The following is a 22,467-nucleotide window of genomic DNA, read 5'->3' on the forward strand; positions in this document are numbered from 1 at the left end:
GCGTAAATGTCCTGGTGGCGCGGTAGCTGAAGGTGCTGGGGGCGGGTGCTGGGCGATGGTGTTACGGGCACGGCCGGGACGTGATGAGGACGAGCGGGCGGGTCGTTTGTCGGTTGTCGCGGGCGCGGAAGGCCCCACGGGATGTGGTGATGCGGGCCCGGAATCTCGAGCTGAGCTGGTCAGGGCTGAGGGTGCCGACGATCGCTGTTGCTCTCGTCCTCGACCCTTCGAGCCGTGTCCGTGTCCCTGCCCAGCTCACCGGCGTCGTCACTCCGCCTGAACGTCCGGACAGGTACCGTGCGCATCAAAGGCAGCAGCGCACGACGCCACGGTCGCCTGCCGACGGGCCGCACAGCGTCCAACACCGCAGCCCACACACTTTGCCACTGTTCGGTTGTGCGCGCAACGGGTCGGTCAGGTCCGGCCGGACAGGGGGTGCTCCTCCCGCTCGGAAGCGTCGGGCTCGGCCGCCGCGTGCCGGAGCCGCCGCAGTGAAGCGGAGACGGCCGCGATGCGCGCGTCGACCGTGTCCAGGGCCTCGCAAAGCAGGCGTTGTACGAGCTTCGAGCAGTGCGGCCTAGATGGCCAGGGACACATCGGCGGCGTGCGCGCAGTGCCGGGCGGAATAGCGGGGCGTCATGGGCCTTCCTGTGCTCGTTGCCCGGGTCTCTCGTGCCGCCGGTGCCGCGTGTGGGCTCGAACGGGTGCCGCATCGGCCATCAGCGACACCCAACTGCGGGACGTGCTGCAGGCCGCGATGAACGCCGTCATCAAGCGCGGCGAGTACGAGAAGATCCTCGAGAAGTGGGGCGCCCGGAATGCCGCCGTCAAGGAGTCCGCCCTCAACGGCGGCAGGTGACCGCACATCCCCAGCGGGCACTGAGAGGCGACGCCCATGACTGACATCGAGAAGACCGCGAGGCCGGAGGATACCCGGCCGGCGTGGAGCCCATCCGGGCCATTCCGGTCCAGCATTACGGGAGATACGTCTCCGCCATCATCGCGATCGCGATCTTCATCGTGATCATCTACGCGTCCGCCCAGGGCAAGATGAACTGGAACGCGATCCCAGACTACTTCTTCGACAACCGGATCATGACCGGCGTCCCACCCATGCGGCCATCGCGTATGCCGATGCCCTGGGACTGACCACCGTCGCACCGCCCCTGCCCATCCTGGGTACCCGTCAGCTCGATCTGGCACGCCATTGCCACCGACGACCCCGCTCGCTTCTGGCCCCGCCATCGGATCGACGAGGCGACGACACCCCCACGCAGAGCTGCGAGTAGAGCCAACAGATCCGCCACTCGACCGAGAGCCATGCAGCCCGTTGTGTTGCATACAATTTTGACGCTTAGGTCGTCGATCGAGCCAACTCCTCTTCTCTTTTCACTCGACGTTCCCCGTCTATAAAGCCATTTGACTGCCATCGACGTGATTTCCCACCGCTACGGCGGGCGCAGCCATCTCCAGATTTGTATACTATTCGCGGTCATGGAGGAGCGCCGTGAGCTCGGCCAACCTGAGCGTCCAGGCAGTCGAGCAGAAGGCGAGATCTCTGATGCGGCAAGTCATGGGGCTGGGCGCAGTCCTGGTACGCGGCGGGTGTGCGCTTCGCGCTGGCCACCGTGGTGGGCACGTGGGATTCCTCGCCGCAGCCGGCCGGAGCCACCCTGGCCGTCGCAGAGACCGGCGAGGCGGCCGGAAGCCTCTCGGGCGGCTGCGTAGAGGGGAGCCGTGTACGACCTCGCGAAGGAAGTGCTCGCCTGCGGTGAACCAGCCCTCGAACGCTTCGGTGTCAGTGATGAAGACACCTTCGCGGTTGGTCTGACCTGCGGCGGCGTGCTGGACATCTTCGTGCGCCCGGTCGACGCCGACTGGTTCCCGGCCTCGACCAGGTGCTCGCCGACATCGAAGGCGGTTCCCCTCGAGCGGTGGCGGCCCTCGTCGAGGGCGCCGCCGGCGCCGGGCGTGCCCGGCTCGTCGTGAGCCCGAGCCCACACACCGGAGCCCTGGGAGACGTGGAGCCGGACGCCGCAACCGCCGCCGCGGCCCGCGCCCTCCTCGCCGAGGACCGGACCGAGATGATCTACCCGACCGGACCGGACGCGCTCCCGGTGAGCGTGTTCGTCGAGTCCTACGGGCCCGCACCCCGGATGCTGGTTTTCGGCGCGGTCGACTTCGCCCGTTCCGTCGCCCAGATCGCCAGTTCCTGGGCTAGCGCGTCACCGTCGGCGACGCGCGCCCGGTGTTCGCCACCGAAGCCCGCTTCCCCGAGGCCGACGAGGTCGTGACGGACTGGCCTCACCGCTTCCTTGAGGCATCGCGGACGAGATCGACGCCCGTACGGTGATCTGCGTCCTGACGCACGACCCCAAGTTCGACGTCCCGGCTTTGGAAGTCGCCCTGCGCGCCCTCGCCGGCTACGTCGGGGCCATGGGCAGTCGCCGTACCCACCAGGACCGGGACCAGCGGCTGCGGAAACGAGGCATCGCCGCCACGCGGTTGGGCCGCGTCTCCTCCCCGATCGGCCTCGACCTCGGCGGTGGGAGCCCACAGGAAACAGCCGTCTCCATGGCGGCCGAGATCATCGCGCAGCACCACGGAGGCACTGGCACGTGCCTCACCGACAGGTCGGCTCCGATCCACCGTGCCCCTTCGCCGGTCGTGGACGAGATCTCCTGCCGCGCCACCACAGCACCCACAGCTGCGGATGCGTGACACACACCCGGCACCGCCTCCCGTCAGGCAGATCCGTCGCACAGCAGAAAGAAAACTGTAGGCTGAGGGAGTGTGGAACAGCATGGCTGGGCAGGTGAGACCTACCGCAGGTCAGGGAGGCGTGCAGACCCCCGGTACGATCACCGACTTCGTGACGGAGGAGATCCGTACGCGCATTGTGCTCGGCGCGCTGAAGCCTGGCCAGAAGGTGCCCGTGTACCAGCTGGCGGAGGAACTGGGTGTCAGCCGAGTCCCCTTGCGGGAGGCCGTACGCCAGCTGGAGGCCGAGTCCCTGGTGGACAACCTGCCGCGCCGGGGAACGGTCGTCCGTGACCTGCGGGTGGAGGACCTCCAAGACTCCTTCGAGATCCTCCAGGCGATCGAGCCCATCGCCGCTCGGCGCGCGGCCATGGCCGGGCACGAAGAAGTCGCGCGGACCATGGACCACTGGCTGCAGGAGATGCGGCGGCTGGCGGAACGCCAGGTCCCGGAAGCGTCCAAGGAACGGCTGTTCGCGCACCGCGAGTTCCACTTCGCACTCTTCGGGGCCGCCGGGAACGGGGTGCTGCCGCGACACCTGCGGATGCTCTGGTACACCTGCGAGCGTTATGTCCTGAGCAGCTCGCCCGACCCCAAGCGGTTCGATGAGTCCGCACGGGAGCACGCCGACCTCGTCGAGACGATCCGCGACGGAGATCCGGACGCGGCTGCGGCCGTGCTGGGGCGCCACCTGGAGGCGAGCCTGAGCAGTGCGCTTCGCTCCCTCGAAGCCCGCGGAGTGGCGGTCAACCCGTGAAAGCCAGGGTGATCATCGCATTCACGGGCTCCTGTTCCGCGTCGGCACCGTGCCCTCACCGGGCGGTGCCACGATCCAGCGAGGAGTGACCATGGCAGAGGGACGCCGGGGGTCTGCCGCCCAGCGCGCGTACGCGGCGATCGCCGATCGGATGGCGTCGGGTGATCTCGAGCCGGGCGCGTGGCTCCGGGAGGAGTCCCTCGCAGCGTCGATCGGCATCAGCCGAACACCGGTCCGCGAGGCGTTGCGGCGGCTCGCCTCCGAAGGATTGGTGCGTTTCGAGGCGAACCGTGGCGCACAGGTGGTGGCCTGGGACCGCGGCAAGATCTCCGAGATCTACGGCCTGCGCGCGGTCGTCGAAGGCTACGTCGCCTCGGTCGCGGCGCAGCACATCACCGAGGAGGCCCTGGACCGCCTGGAGGCCAATGTCGCGGAGTATCTCAGCGTCATCCACGGCGGCCGCCCGGACGCCCGGCAGCGTGCGGCCGAGCTCAACAACGAGTTCCACGCTCTGGTCCTGGAGTCGACCGCGAGCGACAGCCTCGTCACGCTGCTCAACGGGGTGCTCGGGTTGTCCCTCGTACGGCATACGTTCCTGCGTTACTCCCAACGCGATCTCGAACGCAGCGTGGAGCACCACCGCGAGCTCGTGGAGGCCCTGCGCTCCGGGGACGCACCCCTCGCTGAAATGATCATGAAGGTGCATATCCGGGCGGCGGAGAACGCCGCGCTGCAAGCGCAGGACCCCGAGACGGTCAACGACGGCGGCTGAACAGCCAGATGATCAGAGCGCCGGCGGCGAACGCGCCAGCGACGGGCGCGCTGCGCCGCACCATCGGGGCCACCAGGGCCACGGCGTTCAGCTCGGAGTCCGCCGAGGCTGTGCGAGGGGCTCCCGCTAGGCCGTTCCCCGCGTCCGCTGACACCGTGGCGCCCCCGTCCGAGGAAGCACCGATCATCGTCTCCAGGTTGGCGGCGAACTGTCCGATCACCCGCGCCCCGACGTCAGCCATCGCGCTACGGCCGAACTGGGCTACTTTTCCGGTGATCTGCAGGTCGGTGTCGACCACGACCCGCGTCTTGTCCGGCCCTTCACCGGTCAGGACCACGGTGACCAGGGCCTTGGCCGAACCCTTGCCGCTGCGCTCCTGCCCACCGGCGTCAAGAACCATCCGGCGTGCGGTCGCGTCGCGCTCGGTGAAAGCGGCTGTGCCCGAGTAGCTGACCTTGATCGGGCCGACCTTGACGGTGACCGTCCCGGCATAGGTGCCGTCGTCCTGGGGTGTCACGGCCGCGCCGGGCAGGCACGGTGCGACGCGCGGTACGTCCGTCAGCAGCTTCCAGGCTTCGTCCGGTGGTGTCGGCACGATGAACTCGTTGGTGAACTCCATGTCGTACTCCATGTTTCTCTGGGTTGATCGTTCGAGGGTGTCGCCGCAGGGGCGGCACGAGTTCACCCGTCCTCGGCGGCGATCCGCTCGTCGATGGTCTTCTCGATGGCGCGGACGATGCCGTTGTAGCCGGTGCAGCGGCAGATGTTCCCGGCCATGGCGACCTGCACCTCCTCGCAGGTCAGGTGCTCGCGCCGACGGACGAGGTCGCAGCCGGTGAGGAGCATCCCCGGAGTGCAGAAGCCGCACTGGAGGGCGCCCTCCCGCGCGAAGTTCGCGCGCAGCACATCCGCGTCGGGCCCGTCCAGGGCCTCCACCGTGACGACCTCGGCGCCTTCGCACGCAGCGGCCAGAGTCAGGCAGGCGCGGACTGGCAGGTCGTCGACGAGGACGGTGCACGCCCCGCAGACGCCCTGCTCGCAGCCCAGGTGGGTGCCGGTCAGGTCGAGTTGGTCGCGCAGCAGGTCGGCAAGGGTGGTCCGGGCAGGGAACGTCACCTTGCTGGTCCGGTGGTTGATCTTGAGTTCGATGGTCGGGTCATGCGGCATGAGGTGCCCTCTCCGCCGCCGCCAGGGCCCGGTGCACCGTGACGGCGTGCAGTTGCAGCGCGTGGCCGGCGTGCGGCGACGCTGTAGTGGTGTCTGCCGCGATGTCGGCGGCGAGCGGGTCGGTCAGGTCTGCCGGGGAGAGTCCGCTGGCCGGTGCGTTCGCGATGGCCTCTTCGACGCGCTCCAGGCGGACCGGAACATCCCGGGCGGCGCCGAGCCACACCGCGGCGGCGGGACCGTCGCCCTCGGTGTCGCGCAGCTGGACGACGGCGAGTGACTCGGCGAACTCCCCGGGCTTGCGCGCCATCTTGTACATGCCCCACCGGGTTCCAGCGGCGACGCGGGGCACGGTCACCGCCGAGATCAGCTCGTCGGCGTCCAACGCCGTGCTGAAGAAGCCGAGGAGGAACTCGGGGACGGGGATGCGGCGTTCGCCGCGCACGGAGACGGCGTGCACGGTGGCGCCGAGTGCCGACATCACGGTGGGCCATTCGGCCGAGGAGTCGCTGTGGGCGAGGCTTCCGCCGACCGTGCCCCGGTTGCGGATCGTCCGGTAGCCGATGCCTGCGGCGGCATGGCTGAGCAGGCCGTTCGTGACATCGGGCACCAGCTCGTGCTCGAACATCATGTGCGTCGTCGCGGCGCCGTACGTCGCGCCTTCGGCGGTGGTGACGGTGCGGCGTAGTTCGGGCAGGGCGGAGACGTCGACCAAGTGCGCGGGCTCGGCCAGCCGCATGTTCATGATCGGCAGCAGGCTCTGGCCGCCGGCGATCACCTTGACGTCATCGCCGAGCCGGTGCAGCAGGTCGGCCGCCTCGGCACTGGTGCCGGGCCGGTGGTACTCGAAGGGGGCTGGTTTCACTGGTCGGCTCCCGCCATGGCGGCGCCGGTCGCGGCGGTTTCCCTGGCCTGCTGCAGAGCCGTCCATACGCGCGCGGGCGTCATCGGCGTCTCGTTGGCCTCGGCGCCGAAGGCGCGCAGGGCGTCGGTGACCGCGTTGGCAATGGCCGCGGGCGGGGCGATGGCTCCGCCTTCGCCTGCGCCCTTCATGCCGAACACGGTGTGGGGTGAGGGAGTCTCCATGTGACCGATCTTGATCATGGGTATCTCGGTCGCCCCGGGCAGCAGATAGTCCAGGAACGATGTGGACTTGGGTTGGCCGTCGTGGTCGTAGACGAGCTCCTCGAGCAGCGCCGTACCGATGCCCTGGGCGATGCCGCCGATGATCTGGCCGTCCACAATCAGCGGGTTCACCACGGTGCCGCAGTCCTCGACGATCGCGAAGTCGAGGAGTTTCACCTCCCCCGTGTCCAGGTCCACGCGGACCGCGGCGGCGTGGGTGGCGTAGGTGAACGCGCCGGTCTGCACGTCCGGCCGATAGTAGTAGGAGACCTCGAGGCCGGCTTCGATGCCAGGCACGTGGTCCGGTGTGAACAGGAACTCCTTGGCCAGCTCACGGAAGCCGACCGAGCCCTTGGCGCCGACGACCGCTCCGCCTTCGAGCCGGAGCGTCTCGACGTCCTCGCCCAGCAGGACGCCGCCGATCCGGAGCACCTTGGCGGCCAGTGCCTGCGACGCGCCGTGGGTGGCGCCGCCGGACATCACCATCGAGCGGGAGGCGAAGGTGCCGTCGCCGCGCGGAGTGAGGGCGGTGTCCCCGTGCACGACGGTGACCTGTGCGGGTTCGACGTCGAAGACCTGGCTAACCACCTGTGCCAGGGTCGTCTCCGAGCCCTGTCCGTGGCTCTTGATGCCGACGCTGAGGGTGAGGCTCCCGGAGGAGTCCATCTCCAGGCGGGCGCCTTCGGTGCCGATGGTGATGGCGAGCCCGCGCGAGGCCCACTCGATGCAGCCGTGCGCGGTCTGCTCGGTAAACGAGCCGTACCCGATGCCGATCCGGTAGCGGGCGTCGTCCGGCACGGCGCGCTGCTGCTTGCGCCAGGTGTCGTGGCCGATGAGCTGCGCAACGCGGCGCACCGCCTCCGGGTAGTCCCCGCTGTCGTAGACCTTGTTGGAGACAGAGGTGTACGGCATGTCCTCGGGCCGCACCATGTTGCGGATGCGCATCTCGTGCGGCTCGATGCCGAGCGCGTGCGCGAGCTCGTCGATGGTGCGCTCGATCGCCAGGCAGGCGCCGGGCCGCGCCACGCCGCGGTACGGCCCGAGTGGCGTCTTGTTGGTGGCCACGCTGCGCGTGCGGTACCGGTAGTCGCGCAGCCGGTAGGGGCCGGGGATCATCGCGGCCGACATGGTGGCGTCCATCGTCGCCGTCCACGGGTGCACCGAGTACGCGCCGGCGTTGACCAGGATGTCCGCGTCGACGGAGAGCAGGGTGCCGTCGGCCGCGGCATGGGCCGTGATCCGGTAGTGGTGATCGCGCGCCTGAGTGGAGGAGACCATCGCCTCCCAGCGGTCCTCGATCCAGCGGATCGGGTACGGCAGGCGCGCCGCGACCGCGGCGAGGGCGACCTCCTCCGGGTACACGGAGCACTTGGCGCCGAAGCCGCCGCCCATGTCGGGGGCAATCAGCCGCACCTGTCTCGCCTCCAGGTGAAGGAGGATCGCGATCATGTCCCGGATCATGTGCGGGGTCTGGGTGGAGGAGTGGACGACCAGCTGTCCGGTGGCCTGGTCGCGATGCGCCATCACACCGCGTGTCTCCAGCGGTACGACGGCCTGCCGATTCATGGTGAATTCGCGGGTCACGGTGACGGCGGCCTTCTCGGCCGCACGGTCGACGTCGCCCACTTCGCCCCCGGTCGTGGCGTACACGTTGTCCGGCCAGTCGTCGTGCACCAGCGGCGCCTGCGGGGCCAGCGCGTCGGCGAAGCCCACGGCGGCGGGCAGCGGTTCGATGTCCACCGTGATCCGGCCGGCCAGGTCTTCGGCCTCCGCGCGGGTGGCGGCTATCGCGATGGCGATCGGTTCGCCGACGTAACGCACCTTGTCGGTGGCGAGGTTGGGCAGCGGTGCCGCGCGAAAACCCTTCAGGGTCGAGGTCGCGGTCAGCGGCTCGGCAAGCGGCACGAGATCCTCAGCCGTCCACACCGAGCCGGGCTCGACGTCGTCGGGCACAGAGATGGCGCGGATGCGGCCGTGCGGCACCTGGCTCCGGACAAAGGCGGCCTCCCGCAAGCCCGGGAGCTTCATGTCCGCCACGAAGCGCCCGCGGCCCGCGAGATGCCGGTCGTCCTCGCGGCGTGGAGTGCGTGCGCCGATCCCGTGGCGTCGTGCGGGACTGCTGTCTCTCATCCATCGCCTCCTGGGCAGTGCTCCGTCCGGAGCCGGAAGAGGCACCGGGGTGCGGTCGGCTGCCCGTGCTGCAGCCGGACCATCGGAGCCAGAGTTGTATGCAACTTGCGACGAAGGGGGCGACCGTCGCCCCCGCGGGAGCATCACTACGGCGGCTCCATCGACAGTCCACCCCTCCGCATTGACGTCATCTTCACCGAGCGACATGTCTGCCGCAACCCCTTGACAGACGGGTTGCCCAGCCTTCAAGGTCCTGAAAACAGAATTCTATCTGCTGTAGCCGCGCGTCGAGGGCGGGTCGAATCGACAGCGGGACCGCGGATCAATGAACTTCGATCACCTCACCAAGAAGCAAGGTTGTATACATCATGGGCGGTATGCGCACCGGATTGATGTCGCCGCCCCTGTTTCAGCGAATGGGAGAGCCCCCATGGCCAACACCAGCAGGGCGGCCGTGCTCCACGGCGCCGGCGACCTCCGGATCGAGACCCTTCCACTGCCGGCCGTCGGCTGGGACGACGGTCTGCTCAAGGTCGAGGCCACCGGCGTCTGCGGCACCGACATGGCCGCCTATCACGGCGTCAACCCGTACTACGAACTTCCGTGTGTCCTCGGGCACGAGTTCGTCGGCCGGATCGTCGAGATCGGGCCGGAGGCGAGCAGGCGCTGGGGCGTCAAGGAAGGCGACCGGATCGTCGTGGAGGAGTACCTCCCGTGCGGGACCTGCCGCTCCTGCCTGGCGGGCGCCTACCAGATGTGCGACGTACCCCGTTACGGGGGCAAGTCGATCCACATTGGAAGCGGCCTCTACGGCGCCTTCAGCGACTACGTCTACCTGCACCCGCAGGCCATCGTGCACAAAGTCGCCGAGGAGCCGTCGGCCGAGCTCGTCCAGCTGTACATCCCGCTGTCGAACGGACTCGACTGGGTCTCTCGCGTCGGGCAACTGCCGCCCGGCGGCACAGTGGTGATCGTCGGGCCCGGCCCGCACGGCCTGTCGTGCGTCGTCGGCGCACGCGAGGCCGGTGCCGGTCTGGTGGTCGTTGTCGGACGGCCGGGCGACGTACCCCGCCTGGAGGTCGCCAAGGCCCTGGGGGCCGACCTCACCCTCGCCGGCTCCGTCGAGGAGGTGACCGCCGAGGTGGCCGACCGTACCGGCGGACGGCTCGCCGACACCGTGATCAACACTGCGGACTCCTCCGCGGCGCTGGAGATGGTGGTCGCCGTCGCGGGCGACCGCGCCACCGTGATCCAGGTCGGCCTGCCCAAGGACGGCGGTGGCGGTGCCGAGGCCCTGGTCGACGCCCTCAACCGCAAGGTGCTCACCTTCCGCGGGGTGCGTGGTCGCCCCAGCCGGGCCGTGCCGCCGACTCTCCGTCTCATCGAGTCGGGCAAATACCCGCTGGAGCGGCTGAACACCCACCGGTTCTCGATCGAGCAGACCGAGCGGGCCCTCACGTTCTCCGGCCAGGACGCCTCGGCCATCCGCTCCGTGGTGATCCCCTGACCCGCCCCGAAATACCCCGGAAGGACAGGCACATGGTTTCACCGAGCGCAGGGTCCAAGGCCCCCCTCATCACCGACGACTGGCGGGTCAGCAGCAGGATCTACCGCGACCCCGAGATCTTCGAACGTGAGATGACCTCCGTCTTCGGCCGCACCTGGGTGTTCGTCGGCGATGAGAGCGAGATACCCGATCCGGGCGACTACCGCACGGCGTACATCGGCCGGCAGCCGGTGATCGTCAACCGCAGCGCGGACGACGGCACGATCAACGTCATGTACAACCGGTGCCGGCACCGCGGCGCCTCGGTCTGCCAGCGCGACACCGGAAACGCCAACTTCTTCCGCTGCGCCTACCACGGCTGGACCTACAACTCCGGCGGCAAACTGGTCGGCGTCCCGTTCGACGACGGTTACGGCGACGACTTCGACAAGGCGTCCTTCGGCCTCGTCCACGTGCCCCGCGTGGAGACCTACCGCGGGCTCATCTTCGCCAGCCTCGCCGCCGACGTGCCGCCGCTGGACGAGTACCTGGGCAACGCCCGCACCTACCTCGACTTCATCGCCGAGATCGGCGGGGATGGTCCGGAGTCCACCGCCAACGCACACAAGATGGTCTTCCGCGGTAACTGGAAGCTGCAGATCGAGAACACCATCGACCCGTACCACTTCTCCTTCACCCACCAGAGCTGGCTCGACATCCTCAAGGAGCGCAACGGCAAGAGCAGCCCCTGGGTGAAGCACGTCAGGACCAATCCGGACTGGCGCGGCATCGACCTGGGCGGCGGCCACGCCGTCCATGAGTTCGGCCCGCTGTCCGGCACCGCGACCAACACCCATGCCATCGCGATCGGCGAACTCATCCCGTTCAACCTCAACGTCTTCCCCAGCCTCGCCTTCGTGGGCGCGCACCTGCGCCTGGTCGTCCCGCGGTCGGTGGACGAGACCTGGGTCTACCTCTACCCGATGTTCCCGCGCGGCGCCGACGAGGAGACCCGCACCCGCATCCTGCGCGACCACGAGATCTTCTACGGGCCCTCCGGCTTCGGGTCCACCGACGACGTCGAGGTCGCCTTCGACCGCGTCACCGCGGGCATCGAGGGCTCCGCCTCCCCCGCCGACTACACCCTGATGAGCCGCGGCCTGCATCGGGAGAAGACCGACGAGGTCACCGGACTGCGCTACGGCACCTCGTCCGACGAAGTGCCCCAACGAGCCTACCTGCGCCGCTGGCTGGAACTCATGGAGGCCGACCATGACGGCAACTGACACCACCCTCGAACTCGCCGTGCAGCGATTCCTGTACGACGAGGCGGCACTCCTCGACGCCCAGGACTTCGCCGGCTGGCTCGCCCTGTTCACCGAGGACACCCTCTACTGGATCCCCGCCGCCCGCAACGACATCGACCCGACCCGCGAGGTGTCGCTGGTCCGCGACGACATCGGCTTCCTCACCGAACGGGTCTGGCGCTTCGACAGCGGCCTCGCCTACGCGCAGGAGCCCCGCTCCCGTACGGCACGGACGATCGGCAACGTCCGCGTCCTGGAAAACCCGCCCGGGCACCCGGACGACGAGGTCCTGGCCGAGTCCGTCTTCCATGTCGCCGAGTTCCGCCGCGGCGCGCGGATGCTCTACGCGGGCCGGTGCCGCTACCGGCTGCGCCGCAGCAAAGACGGATTCCTCATCCGGGAGAAGAAGGTGGAACTCGTCGACGTCGACGGCCACTTCGGCAACCTGAGCCTGCCGCTGTGAGGCGGCGGACCGTGACGGAAATACCCTCCGACGCCGAGACCGCCGCCGCCGAGGAAACCCGGATCAGGTGCCTTCAGGAGGCCCTCGAACCCGACGCCGGGCGCCTCGTGATCCGCAACGAATTCGCGGCCGTAGCGGTCACTGTGCACGCATCCGGGAAGGGCCGTTCCCGCCTCCGGATCGAGGACTTGCGCACTCGGCAGAGCGTCGAACTCGACGCCCTCGAACTCGAATCCCTCGCCTGGTCACGCCACCAGGACCTGGATCCGCTCCTCGACCCCAGCCGCACCCGATGGAGCTCCGAACCCTCCCCCGAGCACGGAGAAGGCAGCACCTCATGAACACGAAGACCGCCCAGAAGTGGATCTGCATGGCCTGCGGGGACATCTACGACCCCGCCCTCGGCGACCCCGAGGCCGGCATCGCGCCCGGCACCGCGTTCGCGGACCTTCCCGACGACTACATGTGTCCGGTCTGCGGCGCCCGCAAGTCCGACTACGAGCCGATGTCCGAGGCCGAGGCATGAGCGGCACCAGCCGTACCGACATGCTGCTCATCGGTGGAGGCGTCGCGTCCGCGTCCGCCGCCGCCGAACTGCGCCGACAGGGCTTCACCGGCTCCGTCGACCTCGTCACCCGAGAACCTCTCGCCCCCTACCACCGGCCGCCGGTCACCAAGGACCTCCTCGGCCCTGGCGCCGACCGCCACGACCCGGCCGTGTACGCGGACGACTGGTGGCAGACCCACAGCATCCGACTGCGCACCCGCTCCGCCGTCGCCTCGCTCGATGTCGCCGCCCACACCACCACCCTCGACGACGGCACCGTCATCGGCTACGACAAGGCACTGCTAGCGACCGGAGCGGGGATCCGCAGGCTGCGGGTGGACGGTGCCGCTCTCGAAGGCATCCACTACCTGCGCGCCCCCGGAAACGCGCACCGGCTACGCAAAGAGGCCCACGGCGCCCGGCACGCCGTCATCGTCGGCGGATCCTTCATCGCCGTCGAGACCGCTGCCTCGCTGACGGCACTCGGCATGCACTGCACCCTGGTCATGCCGGAGCCCGCCCCGCTCCACACCGCCTTCGGCCCCACCGTCGCAGCAACCGTCGCCGGTCTGCTGCGCTCCCGCGGCGTGGACCTGGTCTGCGGCGAGCACGTGTCGGCCTTCGCCGGAACCGGACGGGTCGGCGAAGTGGTCACGGACGCGGGCCGCAAGCTCCCCGCCGACCTCGTGGTCGTCGGCATCGGCGCGACAGCCGACGCCAGGCTCGGCGCCACCGCCGGCCTCACCATCGGCGCCACCGGCGGCCTCCTGTGCGACGCGGAGCTGCGCACCAGCGCCCCGGACGTCTTCGCGGCCGGCGACGTGTGCGAGTTCCTCAGCCCGATCCACGGACAGCACGTCCGGGTGGAGCACGAACGCCACGCCCAGGCGCAGGGCGTCACGGCCGCCCGGGGCATGCTCGGCAAGCCCGCCCCGCACGCCGAGGTCCCCTACTTCTGGACCGATCTGAGCGACTGGCTCCGCCTGGAGTACGTCGGTGCCGCCCCGACCTGGGACAGCGAACGCATCGACGGCTCCCTCGACGACGGGGACTTCACCGTCTGGTACGAGCTCGCCGGCCGTGTCGTCGGCGCGCTCACGGCAGGCCGTCCGGCCGATCTGGACCGGGCCCGGAACCTGATCGGCAGCCCGTTCACCCGGCCGACGCCCTGCTGACGGCACCGCACCGCCCCAACGCACGGACCCCACACCGGCCCTTCTTCGCACCGTCCAGATCCAGGCAGGAGTCCGCCCCATGGAGAGTACACAGAGCAGAGCGACGGCCATCAGTCCCGCACCAGCCCCCGTCGGGTCGCCGACGTCGAACCGGTCACGCCGCGCGACCAGGGCAGCGTTCTTCGGTTTCGCCGTCGACTACTACGACATCTACCTCCCCGTAGTGGCCCTCGCCCCGGCCATCCACTACTTCCAGCCCGCCTCGATCTCGGGGTCGCTCGAAACCACCCTGTTCTATCTCACCTTCGCCTGCACCCTCATCGGGCGGCCCATCGGCTCCGCCCTGTTCGGTAGCCTCAGCGACCGGATCGGCCGTCGCCGCTCCACGCTGATCGCCGTCGCCGGGTTCACCGTGGCCACCCTGCTGATGGCGGCCCTGCCCGGCCATGAGACCTGGGGGTACGGCGGGCTCATCGCCCTGATGGGGCTCCGCCTGATCGGCGGCGTGTTCATGGGAGGCGAGTACACCAGCGCCAACCCCCTGGCCCTGGAGACGTGTCCCCCTCAGAAGCGCGGTTTCGTCGGGGCCCTGATCGCCGGCGCCTACCCCATCGGCTACATCGCGATCTCCGCCGTCACGCTGCCCCTGCTCCAGCTCCTACCCTCAGACGGCCTCGACTCCGCGTACGTGCAGTGGGGCTGGCGTATCCCCTTCGTCATCGGCGGGCTGCTCGGCGTCGCGTTCTTCTGGTACTTCTACCGCTCCGTCGAGGAGTCGGAGGTCTGGGAGAAGGCCGCCGCCACCACCAATCAAACCAAGGCGAAGACACCGCTCAAGCAGCTGTTCGCCAGGGAAAACGCGCGGCGCCTGCTCCAGGTCTTCACCCTGATGACCGGGCTGTGGTTCGCGGTGCAGTCCATCGTCACGCCCGTGTCGGGACTGCTCATCTCGTCCCTCGGCCAGGACGCCGACGCGGTGACCGTCGCGCTCCTCGTCGCCAACATCTTCCTCTTCGCCGGCTACCTCCTCTACGGAGTGCTCGGCCAGCGCTTCGGCCGACGCCGCGTCCTGATCATCACCGGAATCGCCACCGCGACTGTCGCCGCCCTCACCTTCTACGCCACCCTCCACACTCTCGGCACCGGCGGAGGCCTCGCCGCCGCCACCGCCATGTACACCATCGGCCTGGTCGTCGCCATCGGCCCCTATGGAGTGGCCACGGTCTACCTCCTGGAGGCGTTCCCCACCCGGGTCAGGGCCTCCGGATACGGCGTCGCCTACAGCTTCTCGCTGGTCATCCCCTCCTTCTACAGCTTCTACATGCTGTGGCTGGAAGACCTGATGCCCTACGAATACACGCCCATCGTCCTGCTGACCCTCGGCGGCCTGCTGACCACGGTCGGCGCCCTCCTCGGTCCCGAGACCAAGGACGTGGAACTGGCCTGACCCATGGTCAGGTGCCTGCGGACCCCGTCCTCATCACGGAATTGCGGACCCGGAATCCCCCGCCGCTCCCGCCTGGGAGCCATTTCGAGCAAGGAGTACACGCCATGATCCGTCACGTCTTCCTCTGGAAGCTCGCGCCCGGCGCCGACCCCGACCAGGTCATCGACCTGCTCAGCCAGCTCTCGACCCGTATCCCCTCACTGCGCAGCTGGGAAATCGGCAAGCACAAGGGCGACCCCGGCGACAACGGCGCCCCCTGGGACGGGATGCTGATCTCCGACTTCGACGACTGGGCCGGCCTGGAGGAGTACTCCCTCCACCCGTTCCACATCGAGATCGTCGCCCAGCTCAAGCCGCTCGTCGCCGATCGCGCCGTCGTGGACGCAGAGAAGGGCAAGCAGGACGCGAAGGACAAGAGGGCAGCCTGATGACGATCGAGGCCAACGTCCAGGTCGGCTCCAGCCCGTACGGTCCCGACGACCAGCTCGGCGCCCTGAACCGGATGACCCCCGCCTCCCAGGCGGCGATCATGTCCCGCGCCGACGCCGGCCGGGTCTACGACCTGAGCATCGACTACTTCATCGGGATGCCGTCCTTCCAGGCGGCCGGCGACCCCTCGTACCAGATCTTCATGAGCCACACCCCGCAGGGCACCGCGGTCGACAACCTCAACGGTGTCGGTGAGGACATCAACCGGAACGTCTGTTACTCCGGCGACGTCATCTTCATGTACACCCACACCGGCACCCACATCGATTCCCTCAACCACTTCGGCGTCGACGGCAAGATCTACAACGGGTTCACTGCCGAGGAACACCTCGGCAGCCGCCACTGGAACCGGGGTGGAGCCGAACAGATCCCGCCGATCGTCGCGCGCGGCGTGCTGCTCGACATCGCCGCCCTGAAGGAGGTGGAGTGCCTGCCGGACTCGTACTCCATCACCGCGGACGACTGCCGCCGGGCCCTGAAGCGCCAGGAACTCACCCTCGAAGCCGGCGACGTGGCCATGGTGCATACGGGACGCATGGCGTTCTGGCCCAACGGCGACAAGGTCCTCGGCGCGCCCCCCGGCCTCAGCCTGGACGCTTGCCGGTGGCTCACCGACCAGGGGATCATCGCCGTCGCGGCCGACCAGGAATGCGTGGAGGTCGGGCCCTCGGAGCACGAGGACAACTGGCTGCCCGGCCACTGCCACTTCCTCACCGAGTCCGGCGTACCCATGATCGAACTGGTCAACCTGGAGGAGCTCGCGCGGGACGGCGTGCACGAATTCTGCCTGGTGGCCGCGCCGATCAAGCTGCGAGGTGCGACGGGCTCCCCGCTGCGGCCGCTGGCGATGGCCCTGCGGGACTGACCGCGCGCGGAATACGCCGAGGACAAGGAGACCTCCATGATCGAATCCCCGGCACGTACGGAACCCGCCCGGGACCAACCCTCCCGGCACACGCTGCGGGTCCATGCCCTGCAGATCGCGTACGACGACAGCGAACCCGTCGCGGAACGCATCCAGCGAGTGGCCGAGCTGGTCCGCGGCCGGAACGGCGCCGATCTGGTCGTCCTGCCGGAACTGTGGGCACACGGCGGCTTCGCCTACCGGCACTGGCAGGAACGGGCCGAGAGCCTGGACGGACCCCATGTCCGCGGCACTGTCCGCCGCGGCGCAGCACATCGGGGCGACCGTCCACGGGAGCTCGATCGTGGAGCGCGCTGCCCAGGGGGACCGGGGCCCGGCCAACACCACGGTACTCATCGGTGCCGACGGCGCCCTACTCCGCTCCCACCGGAAGATCCACCGCTTCGGCTTCGGCGAGGGCGAACCCAAACTGCTTGACGCGGGCGAGGAGATCGTCACCGCCGAAGTGCGCGACACGAACACGACTGGCACGGCGGTACTGGGCCTCGCCACATGTTACGACCTGCGCTTCCCGGAGATGTTCCGCAGACTGCTCGACGCCGGCAGCGAGATCTTCCTCGTGCCGGCCGCCTGGCCGGCCCCACGGGTGGAGCACTGGCGGCTCCTGGGCCGGGCTCGCGCCGTGGAGAACCAGTGTTTCAGTGTGCAGTGCAACACCGCCGGAACACACAGCCGCACCGAGATGGGCGGGCACAGCCGGATCGTCCACCCCACCGGCATGGTGCTCGCCGAGGGTGGGTCGAAAGAGGAGTGCCTCATCGCCGACCTCCACCTGGACGAACTCGTGGCGTACCGGCGGAATTTCTCTGTCCTCGCGGACAGGCGGATCCACTGACGGGTGTCACTTCACAGGCAGGCGAGGGCAGGCGGCGCTCATTCTCGTGCCGCCCGCCCGCCCTCGCTCGTCTCCAACGACCATGACGGGAAAAGAAGATGACCGACGCATCCGCCCCGCCCGGCGCCGGGGAACTGGTCAATCCCGACCCCCGCACCCTCACGGTGTGGTCCGACCTCGGCTGCCCCTGGGCGACACTGGCCCTGGCGACCCTCCATGCCGAGGCCGGCCTGCGCGGAATACCCCTGCACATCGACCACCGGGCGTTCCCCCTCGAGCTGTTCAACCGTCGCCCCACCCCGAAGCCGCTTCTCGACACCGAAGTGAAGGCAATCCTCGAGGCGTTGCCCGAACTGGCCTGGCGCCGGTGGAACGCCCAGGATGCGACGTACCCGGTCACCACGCTGCCGGCCATGGCGGCGGTGCAAGCCTGCAAGATTCCGGAAGTCGGCGGCCTGGCCGCGAGCGACGAACTCGACGCGGCGCTTCGCGAAGCCTTCTACGCGGAAAGCCGGTGTATCAGCATGCCCTCGGTCATTCTCGACATTGCGGAGGGCTGTCCCGGCGTGAACGAAGAGCGGCTGGCCGGGGCCCTGGTCCGAGGCGCCGGACACGCTGACGTGTACCGGCAATGGGAGACCGCCCGGACTCCGTACGTACAGGGCAGCCCCCACCTGTTCACCGCCCGCGGCGAGAGTCTCCACAACCCGGGTGTCGTGGCTCACTGGCTCGACAAGGGCGATACGAAGCGGCTGATGGTGGATGAATACCGCCGGAAGTGGGCGGCGGAACTCATGAACACACTCTGTGCTGCTTAGTTCCCTGGCCGGATTTCACCTTCGCAGGAGAATCGCATCGTGCAGATCCACATCAAGGCGACTCTCGATCCGATACCGGGCGGCAGCATGATGATCCCGCTGTTCCTCGGCCGGGCCCTTCTTCAAGTACACCGGTCAGATCCTGGCCAAGGGCGGTTCACTGCTAGCGGCGAAGGTCGTGAGCGCCCTGGCCATCGGTGCGATCGCGGCCCGTTTCCTGGGCGAAGATGCGATCACCTCGGGCGCCTTGGCCGGCCTCTCCGTGCTGGCGGTCGTGGCGTCGATGAACGACACCAACGGAGCGATGTTCGTCACGCTCATGCACCAGTTCGCGCGGCCCAAGGACACCGCCGCCTACGGCATGATGTCCATCGAGTCCGGCCCTTTCTTCACCATGGTCCCTGGGCGCCCGCGGGCCCGGCGGCCTACCCCTGGCAGGCCGTGCTGGGCGCGGTGTTGCCGTTGATCGTCGGCGCTGTGCTGGGCAACCTGGACCGCAGGATGCGTGACTGGCGCTCGCCAGTGTGCGGTGGCCTGGCTCCGGTGATCGCCTTCGCTCTCGGCAGCACGATCGACCTGACCGCTGTATAAAGGCCGGCGTGCTCGGCATCGGGCTGGGCGTCTTCGTCTTCCTGTACTGGGTCGACCGCCTGACCAACGGAGCCGGTGTCGCCGGGGTGGCCGCGGCGACCACCACCAGCGGCGCGATCGTGGTCCCGGCCGCCGTCGCAGACGTCAGCCCGGCCAATCAGGACGCCGCTGCCTCGGCCGCGGTGCTGGTCGCTGCCTCCGTTGCGGTCACGCCGATCCTGGCTCCACTCGGTACCTCCGTCGTCGCCAGAAGGGCCAACAGGCGAGCCAATGGGGAGAAGGAGAGGTGTCGGCGTACGCGTGAAGGTCTTTCTACGGCTGTGTTCGGGCAGTTTCCCGCTGCCACCGTGAGGATCAGAGCGTCGAGGGGACCTCGCCGGGCTGGCCGGCACACGCGGCGAGGACGCCCTTGCCGCGTATAGCGGCGCGGACACGCTCTTCTGCCAGGTCGCAGCCCGCGGACGGGCGTCCACCGGACGCCCGATCCGCACTGCGCCCCTGCGCCTGGCCCACGAGAACCCATCCTGGGGGTATCGCAGAATCCACGGCGAACTCGCAGTCCTGGGCATCAAGATGGCCACGTCTACCGCCTGGGCGATCCACCGCGAGCACGGCATCCTGAATGCAACTACCACCCCCACCGCAGCCTGGACCGCACCACTCGCCAGGAACCCCCATCATGGATCTCCAGGGTGCCGACGCAGCCGTGCCGTACCTGATCCGGGACAGCGACAGCAGATCTACCACGGCCTTCGACATCTTCCTCGAAAACGAAGGCGCCGCCATCATCGAACCGGCATCCGTATACCTCGCATGAACGCAGTCATGGAGCGCTGGATCCGCTCCCACCGAACAGAACCCATCGACCGCACTCTCATCTGGAGCCAAGCGCATCTCCTCCGCGCGCTCCGTGAGTACGAGACCTTCTACAACCAACACCGACTCCACCGCACGCTCCACTCCGCAGCACCTCTGCGTCCACTCCCCCAGCCCATCACCGAGCTTGGGCAGCCCAACCGCCTCGACATCCGAAGACAGGACCGACTCCGTGACGCTCTCCACACCTACGAACGCGCCGCTTGACCAGCACGGATGTAATATTCGGCACCCACGGCGTCGGAGACGGGTAGGCCAGCCCTCCTCTTGACCCGCATGTCGAGCTCCGAAACGTGCCGCCGCCGGATACCCAGCTTGGTGGTGATCGACCAGGCTGGCACGGACCGCCCATTGCAGCTGGGTCTGGTACCGGTTGGACTTTGCCCGACAGCCTCCAGGCTCAGCGGCTTTCTCTATGTGGTCGTGCTGGCAACGTACTCGTAAAAGCCGACACCCGTCTTACGCCCGAGGTGACCGGCTTGGACCATGCGCGACAGAAGTGCCGGGGGAGCCAAGTGCGGCTCGCGGTACTCTGCGTATAGGGACTCGGCCACGGCGAGGGTGGTGTCCAGACCTATATGGTCCGCCAGCCGCAGCGGGCCCATCGGATGGGCGCATCCCCTGACCATGCCTGCGTCGATGTCGTGTGCGACCGCGAAGCCCGACTCCAACATGCGGATCGCCGAGACGATGTAGGGGATCAACAGAGAGTTGACGACGAATCCGGCACGGTCCTGTGAAACGATCACGTGACGGCCCAGTGTATCGGTTGCGAAAGCGCGTATACGGTCCCAGGCCGAGTCTGCGATCGCCAGTGAAGGAACCAATTCCACCAGGTCGAGTACTAGCACAGGGTTGAAGAAGTGCAGGCCCACCACTTGACCAGGACGTTTGGTGGCGACAGCCAGCTTCATGATGGGAATCGACGAAGTGTTCGACGCGAGCAGTGCATCGGGACGAATCAGGGCATCATCAAGTTCTTTGAAGACACGCAGCTTCAATTCCTCGTCCTCGGGCACCGCCTCTATCGCCAAGTCCCGGTCGGCGAAGTCAGCGAAGTCCGTGGTGAACGCAACTCGCTTCAGCGCTGCATCACGGTCGGCCACGGAGACCTTGCCCCGCTCCACCGCACGAGCCAAAGAGCTCTCAATCTTCTCCCGTCCACTCTCGACCCCTAGGGCGTTGACTTCGTATACCAGCGTGTCGAGGCCTCTACGGGCACACAGCTCCGCGATCCCGGAGCCCATGAGCCCGCAGCCCACTACGCCTACGGTGCGCACATCGCTCATATGCGTTGACATTGCGGAACTCCTCATGTATTGAGCAGGTTGTGGGTCATGACGATGCGCTAGACCTGGTTAGTCCCTCGTAGATCTGGGTGACCTTGGCGTCATGCATCGTGGCCTCCAGCGGATAGTCGCAGGTGTAGTCGTAGCCGCCGAGAAGCTGGACCGCGCCGATGGTGATCTCCATGACCGCGTCAAAGGCGTGATACTTGGCGGCGGCACCGAAGAAGGTGGTACGCACCACGCGCTACCGATACCGCGGGACTTGTGGATAGTCCGTTGCGTTGCAAGGCGCACGGTCGGCCTGGAGAAACGGACTGGCGGCAACATCATCACCGCTCCAAGCCGACTCAACCCACACCAGGGCATCGGGAAGGCCAGACCGTTGTACCCATTGCCCACCGCGATCGACGATTCGGGGCGGATCACTCGCCTCGACATACGACGACGCGATCGCCTCGGCGGCGTCCCCCGTGAGTATCGGCATGCAGCATGATCTGCACGGAGGACATGATCCCAGCGGACGGACACGCACCCTAGCCACCTGCGGCGATGACTGTCCGAGCAGCACAGGATGCTGTCACCGGCGTCCGCCCCCACCCGCTATACCAGCCAGATCTGAAGCCACCATGCCCACGCCTTCACAGCGACCGCGCTCAAGCTCGTCCGCCTGACGGATGGTGGACCGGCAAACCACTCAGCCCAGACCGTCCGAGCCACCAAGGCCCGGCGCAGTCTCACACTCGCCACCGGACGAGCAATTGGGCAACAGAGTCCAGCAGGCATCGCCATCTGCCGCGGCTTCTCTCAGATCCGTCGAGTGACACTGCCGAGTGCGATCTCCGCCCACCGCGTGGCGCCACCCGGATGGACATGCGTACCGTGGTTCTGCGACAGAGCGTCCACGATGGCCATACCCCGACCATGCTCTTCGGGGGGGCGCTCTTTTTTCAGAGTCGCATGGGAGGGACCCGCGTCTACGACCGCTATGCCGAGCGTGCTCGCTTCGGAGACTCGGTTCAGAGACAGGCGCAGGGTTGCGGGAGGGAGGGCATGCGCAAGGGCGTTGCTGACGAGTTCCGAGATCACCAGGAGAGCATCATCAGCGACCTCGCCAGGCACCGACCAACTGGTCAGGATCGCCTCAGCGTGGCGGCGAACAAACGCGAGTCCTTCTGGGATCTGAGGCAGAGGCAGAAGCCGACTCGTACTGCCGGAATTCAGGATGGTATCTACGAGGAGGGCTGGATGGCTCATGACGTGCTTTCTTCGAGTCATCTGTTCGGTATCGGAATGCAGATGTGAGGGGTAAGGGCTCCGGTCACTCCGCGGCGGCACCCGGCCATCCGGGGCACCGCCGCGGCGTGGATCGATGGAAGCGGCGGTGACTACAGCACGAAGGCAAGGAGCGGCCCCATCGATGACATCAGCGCCGAGATCCCCGAGGGTCATGGTGACGAGCGGACCTGCCAGTACCCTGGAAAAGTCGGCGACACGAACACCGGAAAGCGCTG

The 22,467-nt window shown here is 68.2% G+C and carries 22 protein-coding genes and 5 pseudogenes; 20 read left to right on the forward strand and 7 right to left on the reverse strand.

Annotation, left to right across the window (positions count from 1 at the left end; translation table 11 throughout):
* Positions 1-688: 688 nt before the first annotated feature.
* From ACFYOY_RS45255 to ACFYOY_RS45275, 5 genes and pseudogenes are all read left to right on the forward strand, one after another.
* Positions 689-859, forward strand: a complete 171-nt coding sequence (locus ACFYOY_RS45255; protein ID WP_351905332.1) for a hypothetical protein — start codon at positions 689-691, stop codon at positions 857-859.
* Positions 860-942: 83 nt separating this feature from the next.
* A complete protein-coding gene (locus tag ACFYOY_RS45260) occupies positions 943-1,149 on the forward strand; it encodes a hypothetical protein (protein ID WP_330816202.1) in 207 nt (68 codons plus the stop codon).
* A gap of 458 nt (positions 1,150-1,607) precedes the next feature.
* Positions 1,608-2,721 (forward strand): annotated as a pseudogene (locus ACFYOY_RS45265) (XdhC family protein).
* Positions 2,722-2,842: 121 nt separating this feature from the next.
* Positions 2,843-3,517, forward strand: a complete 675-nt coding sequence (locus tag ACFYOY_RS45270; RefSeq protein ID WP_330816201.1) for a GntR family transcriptional regulator — start codon at positions 2,843-2,845, stop codon at positions 3,515-3,517.
* Between the two features lie 91 nt (positions 3,518-3,608).
* Entirely contained in the window at positions 3,609-4,289 is a 681-nt protein-coding gene (locus tag ACFYOY_RS45275) for a GntR family transcriptional regulator (RefSeq protein ID WP_330816199.1), read from the forward strand.
* Here ACFYOY_RS45275 and ACFYOY_RS45280 read toward each other — a convergent pair.
* From ACFYOY_RS45280 to ACFYOY_RS45295, 4 genes are all read right to left on the reverse strand, one after another.
* The gene (locus tag ACFYOY_RS45280) at positions 4,273-4,908 is read right to left on the reverse strand and encodes an SRPBCC family protein (protein WP_330816198.1); all 636 of its coding nucleotides are present in this window, start codon (positions 4,906-4,908) and stop codon (positions 4,273-4,275) included. The genes ACFYOY_RS45275 and ACFYOY_RS45280 overlap by 17 nt on opposite strands.
* Positions 4,909-4,970: 62 nt before the next feature.
* Positions 4,971-5,456 carry a (2Fe-2S)-binding protein gene (locus ACFYOY_RS45285; protein ID WP_330816197.1) on the reverse strand — a complete coding sequence of 162 codons (486 nt, stop codon included), beginning with the start codon at positions 5,454-5,456 and terminating at the stop codon, positions 4,971-4,973.
* Positions 5,446-6,318 carry an FAD binding domain-containing protein gene (locus tag ACFYOY_RS45290; protein WP_388593760.1) on the reverse strand — a complete coding sequence of 291 codons (873 nt, stop codon included), beginning with the start codon at positions 6,316-6,318 and terminating at the stop codon, positions 5,446-5,448. Before ACFYOY_RS45290 ends, ACFYOY_RS45285 begins: the two co-directional genes overlap by 11 nt.
* On the reverse strand, positions 6,315-8,708 hold the full coding sequence (locus ACFYOY_RS45295; RefSeq protein WP_330816195.1) for a xanthine dehydrogenase family protein molybdopterin-binding subunit: 2,394 nt from the start codon (positions 8,706-8,708) through the stop codon (positions 6,315-6,317). Before ACFYOY_RS45295 ends, ACFYOY_RS45290 begins: the two co-directional genes overlap by 4 nt.
* Positions 8,709-9,138: 430 nt before the next feature.
* Here ACFYOY_RS45295 and ACFYOY_RS45300 point away from each other — a divergent pair, with 430 nt between their 5' ends.
* The 15 genes and pseudogenes from ACFYOY_RS45300 (at position 9,139) to ACFYOY_RS45370 (ending at position 19,874) form a co-directional block, all read left to right on the forward strand.
* Positions 9,139-10,215: a zinc-binding dehydrogenase gene (locus ACFYOY_RS45300; protein ID WP_351905323.1), complete on the forward strand. Its 1,077-nt coding sequence runs from the start codon at positions 9,139-9,141 to the stop codon at positions 10,213-10,215.
* A 32-nt stretch (positions 10,216-10,247) separates the two neighbouring features.
* Positions 10,248-11,480, forward strand: coding sequence for an aromatic ring-hydroxylating dioxygenase subunit alpha (locus tag ACFYOY_RS45305; RefSeq protein WP_351905320.1), 1,233 nt, complete (start codon positions 10,248-10,250; stop codon positions 11,478-11,480).
* The gene (locus tag ACFYOY_RS45310; RefSeq protein ID WP_330816192.1) at positions 11,467-11,964 is read left to right on the forward strand and encodes an aromatic-ring-hydroxylating dioxygenase subunit beta; all 498 of its coding nucleotides are present in this window, start codon (positions 11,467-11,469) and stop codon (positions 11,962-11,964) included. The genes ACFYOY_RS45305 and ACFYOY_RS45310 overlap by 14 nt, the downstream gene beginning before the upstream one ends.
* Before the next feature lie 11 nt (positions 11,965-11,975).
* Entirely contained in the window at positions 11,976-12,305 is a 330-nt protein-coding gene (locus tag ACFYOY_RS45315; protein ID WP_351905317.1) for a hypothetical protein, read from the forward strand.
* Positions 12,302-12,490 (forward strand): rubredoxin, encoded by a 189-nt coding sequence (gene rd, locus ACFYOY_RS45320; protein WP_330816190.1) that lies wholly within the window; start codon positions 12,302-12,304, stop codon positions 12,488-12,490. Before ACFYOY_RS45315 ends, rd begins: the two co-directional genes overlap by 4 nt.
* Entirely contained in the window at positions 12,487-13,686 is a 1,200-nt protein-coding gene (locus ACFYOY_RS45325; RefSeq protein WP_330816189.1) for an FAD-dependent oxidoreductase, read from the forward strand. The genes rd and ACFYOY_RS45325 overlap by 4 nt, the downstream gene beginning before the upstream one ends.
* 79 nt (positions 13,687-13,765) lie before the next feature.
* A complete protein-coding gene (locus ACFYOY_RS45330) occupies positions 13,766-15,133 on the forward strand; it encodes an MFS transporter (protein ID WP_351905313.1) in 1,368 nt (455 codons plus the stop codon).
* A 104-nt stretch (positions 15,134-15,237) separates the two neighbouring features.
* Positions 15,238-15,561, forward strand: coding sequence for a Dabb family protein (locus ACFYOY_RS45335; RefSeq protein WP_330816186.1), 324 nt, complete (start codon positions 15,238-15,240; stop codon positions 15,559-15,561).
* Positions 15,561-16,487 carry a cyclase family protein gene (locus ACFYOY_RS45340; protein ID WP_351905309.1) on the forward strand — a complete coding sequence of 309 codons (927 nt, stop codon included), beginning with the start codon at positions 15,561-15,563 and terminating at the stop codon, positions 16,485-16,487. The genes ACFYOY_RS45335 and ACFYOY_RS45340 overlap by 1 nt, the downstream gene beginning before the upstream one ends.
* A gap of 93 nt (positions 16,488-16,580) precedes the next feature.
* Positions 16,581-17,382: pseudogene (locus ACFYOY_RS45345) on the forward strand (carbon-nitrogen family hydrolase).
* Positions 17,383-17,480: 98 nt separating this feature from the next.
* A complete protein-coding gene (locus ACFYOY_RS45350) occupies positions 17,481-18,200 on the forward strand; it encodes a dithiol-disulfide isomerase (RefSeq protein ID WP_351905302.1) in 720 nt (239 codons plus the stop codon).
* A 133-nt stretch (positions 18,201-18,333) separates the two neighbouring features.
* Positions 18,334-18,666, forward strand: a pseudogene (locus ACFYOY_RS45355) (2-keto-3-deoxygluconate permease); the annotation flags it as partial.
* Positions 18,654-19,213, forward strand: a pseudogene (locus ACFYOY_RS45360) (2-keto-3-deoxygluconate permease). The pseudogenes ACFYOY_RS45355 and ACFYOY_RS45360, both read left to right, overlap by 13 nt.
* A gap of 257 nt (positions 19,214-19,470) precedes the next feature.
* Entirely contained in the window at positions 19,471-19,608 is a 138-nt protein-coding gene (locus tag ACFYOY_RS45365) for a hypothetical protein (RefSeq protein WP_330816180.1), read from the forward strand.
* Positions 19,609-19,616: 8 nt separating this feature from the next.
* Positions 19,617-19,874, forward strand: coding sequence for a hypothetical protein (locus tag ACFYOY_RS45370; RefSeq protein ID WP_359739521.1), 258 nt, complete (start codon positions 19,617-19,619; stop codon positions 19,872-19,874).
* Between the two features lie 206 nt (positions 19,875-20,080).
* On the opposite strand, the gene ACFYOY_RS45375 is transcribed toward ACFYOY_RS45370, so the two are convergent.
* From ACFYOY_RS45375 to ACFYOY_RS45385, 3 genes and pseudogenes are all read right to left on the reverse strand, one after another.
* Positions 20,081-20,956, reverse strand: coding sequence for a 3-hydroxybutyryl-CoA dehydrogenase (locus tag ACFYOY_RS45375; protein ID WP_330816217.1), 876 nt, complete (start codon positions 20,954-20,956; stop codon positions 20,081-20,083).
* Between the two features lie 23 nt (positions 20,957-20,979).
* A pseudogene (locus ACFYOY_RS45380) lies at positions 20,980-21,185 on the reverse strand (acyl-CoA dehydrogenase family protein); the annotation flags it as partial.
* A 575-nt stretch (positions 21,186-21,760) separates the two neighbouring features.
* The coding region (locus ACFYOY_RS45385) for an ATP-binding protein (protein ID WP_359739519.1) at positions 21,761-22,467 on the reverse strand (707 nt) is incomplete at its 5' end.

Origin of the sequence: Streptomyces sp. NPDC007875, from assembly GCF_042868035.1 — a bacterium.
Taxonomy (GTDB): Bacteria; Actinomycetota; Actinomycetes; order Streptomycetales; family Streptomycetaceae; genus Streptomyces; species Streptomyces antimycoticus.

Excerpts from the sequence above, each read along its gene's own strand:
- ACFYOY_RS45375 (WP_330816217.1), bottom strand. The coding sequence starts at position 20,956 with ATGAGCGATGTGCGCACCGTAGGCGTAGTGGGCTGCGGGCTCATGGGC.
- ACFYOY_RS45325 (WP_330816189.1), top strand. The coding sequence starts at position 12,487 with ATGAGCGGCACCAGCCGTACCGACATGCTGCTCATCGGTGGAGGCGTC.
- ACFYOY_RS45350 (WP_351905302.1), top strand. The coding sequence starts at position 17,481 with ATGACCGACGCATCCGCCCCGCCCGGCGCCGGGGAACTGGTCAATCCC.
- rd (WP_330816190.1), top strand. The coding sequence starts at position 12,302 with ATGAACACGAAGACCGCCCAGAAGTGGATCTGCATGGCCTGCGGGGAC.
- ACFYOY_RS45340 (WP_351905309.1), top strand. The coding sequence starts at position 15,561 with ATGACGATCGAGGCCAACGTCCAGGTCGGCTCCAGCCCGTACGGTCCC.
- ACFYOY_RS45370 (WP_359739521.1), top strand. The coding sequence starts at position 19,617 with ATGGAGCGCTGGATCCGCTCCCACCGAACAGAACCCATCGACCGCACT.
- ACFYOY_RS45300 (WP_351905323.1), top strand. The coding sequence starts at position 9,139 with ATGGCCAACACCAGCAGGGCGGCCGTGCTCCACGGCGCCGGCGACCTC.
- ACFYOY_RS45295 (WP_330816195.1), bottom strand. The coding sequence starts at position 8,708 with ATGAGAGACAGCAGTCCCGCACGACGCCACGGGATCGGCGCACGCACT.
- ACFYOY_RS45275 (WP_330816199.1), top strand. The coding sequence starts at position 3,609 with ATGGCAGAGGGACGCCGGGGGTCTGCCGCCCAGCGCGCGTACGCGGCG.
- ACFYOY_RS45365 (WP_330816180.1), top strand. The coding sequence starts at position 19,471 with ATGGATCTCCAGGGTGCCGACGCAGCCGTGCCGTACCTGATCCGGGAC.
- ACFYOY_RS45335 (WP_330816186.1), top strand. The coding sequence starts at position 15,238 with ATGATCCGTCACGTCTTCCTCTGGAAGCTCGCGCCCGGCGCCGACCCC.
- ACFYOY_RS45305 (WP_351905320.1), top strand. The coding sequence starts at position 10,248 with ATGGTTTCACCGAGCGCAGGGTCCAAGGCCCCCCTCATCACCGACGAC.
- ACFYOY_RS45285 (WP_330816197.1), bottom strand. The coding sequence starts at position 5,456 with ATGCCGCATGACCCGACCATCGAACTCAAGATCAACCACCGGACCAGC.
- ACFYOY_RS45330 (WP_351905313.1), top strand. The coding sequence starts at position 13,766 with ATGGAGAGTACACAGAGCAGAGCGACGGCCATCAGTCCCGCACCAGCC.
- ACFYOY_RS45310 (WP_330816192.1), top strand. The coding sequence starts at position 11,467 with ATGACGGCAACTGACACCACCCTCGAACTCGCCGTGCAGCGATTCCTG.
- ACFYOY_RS45280 (WP_330816198.1), bottom strand. The coding sequence starts at position 4,908 with ATGGAGTTCACCAACGAGTTCATCGTGCCGACACCACCGGACGAAGCC.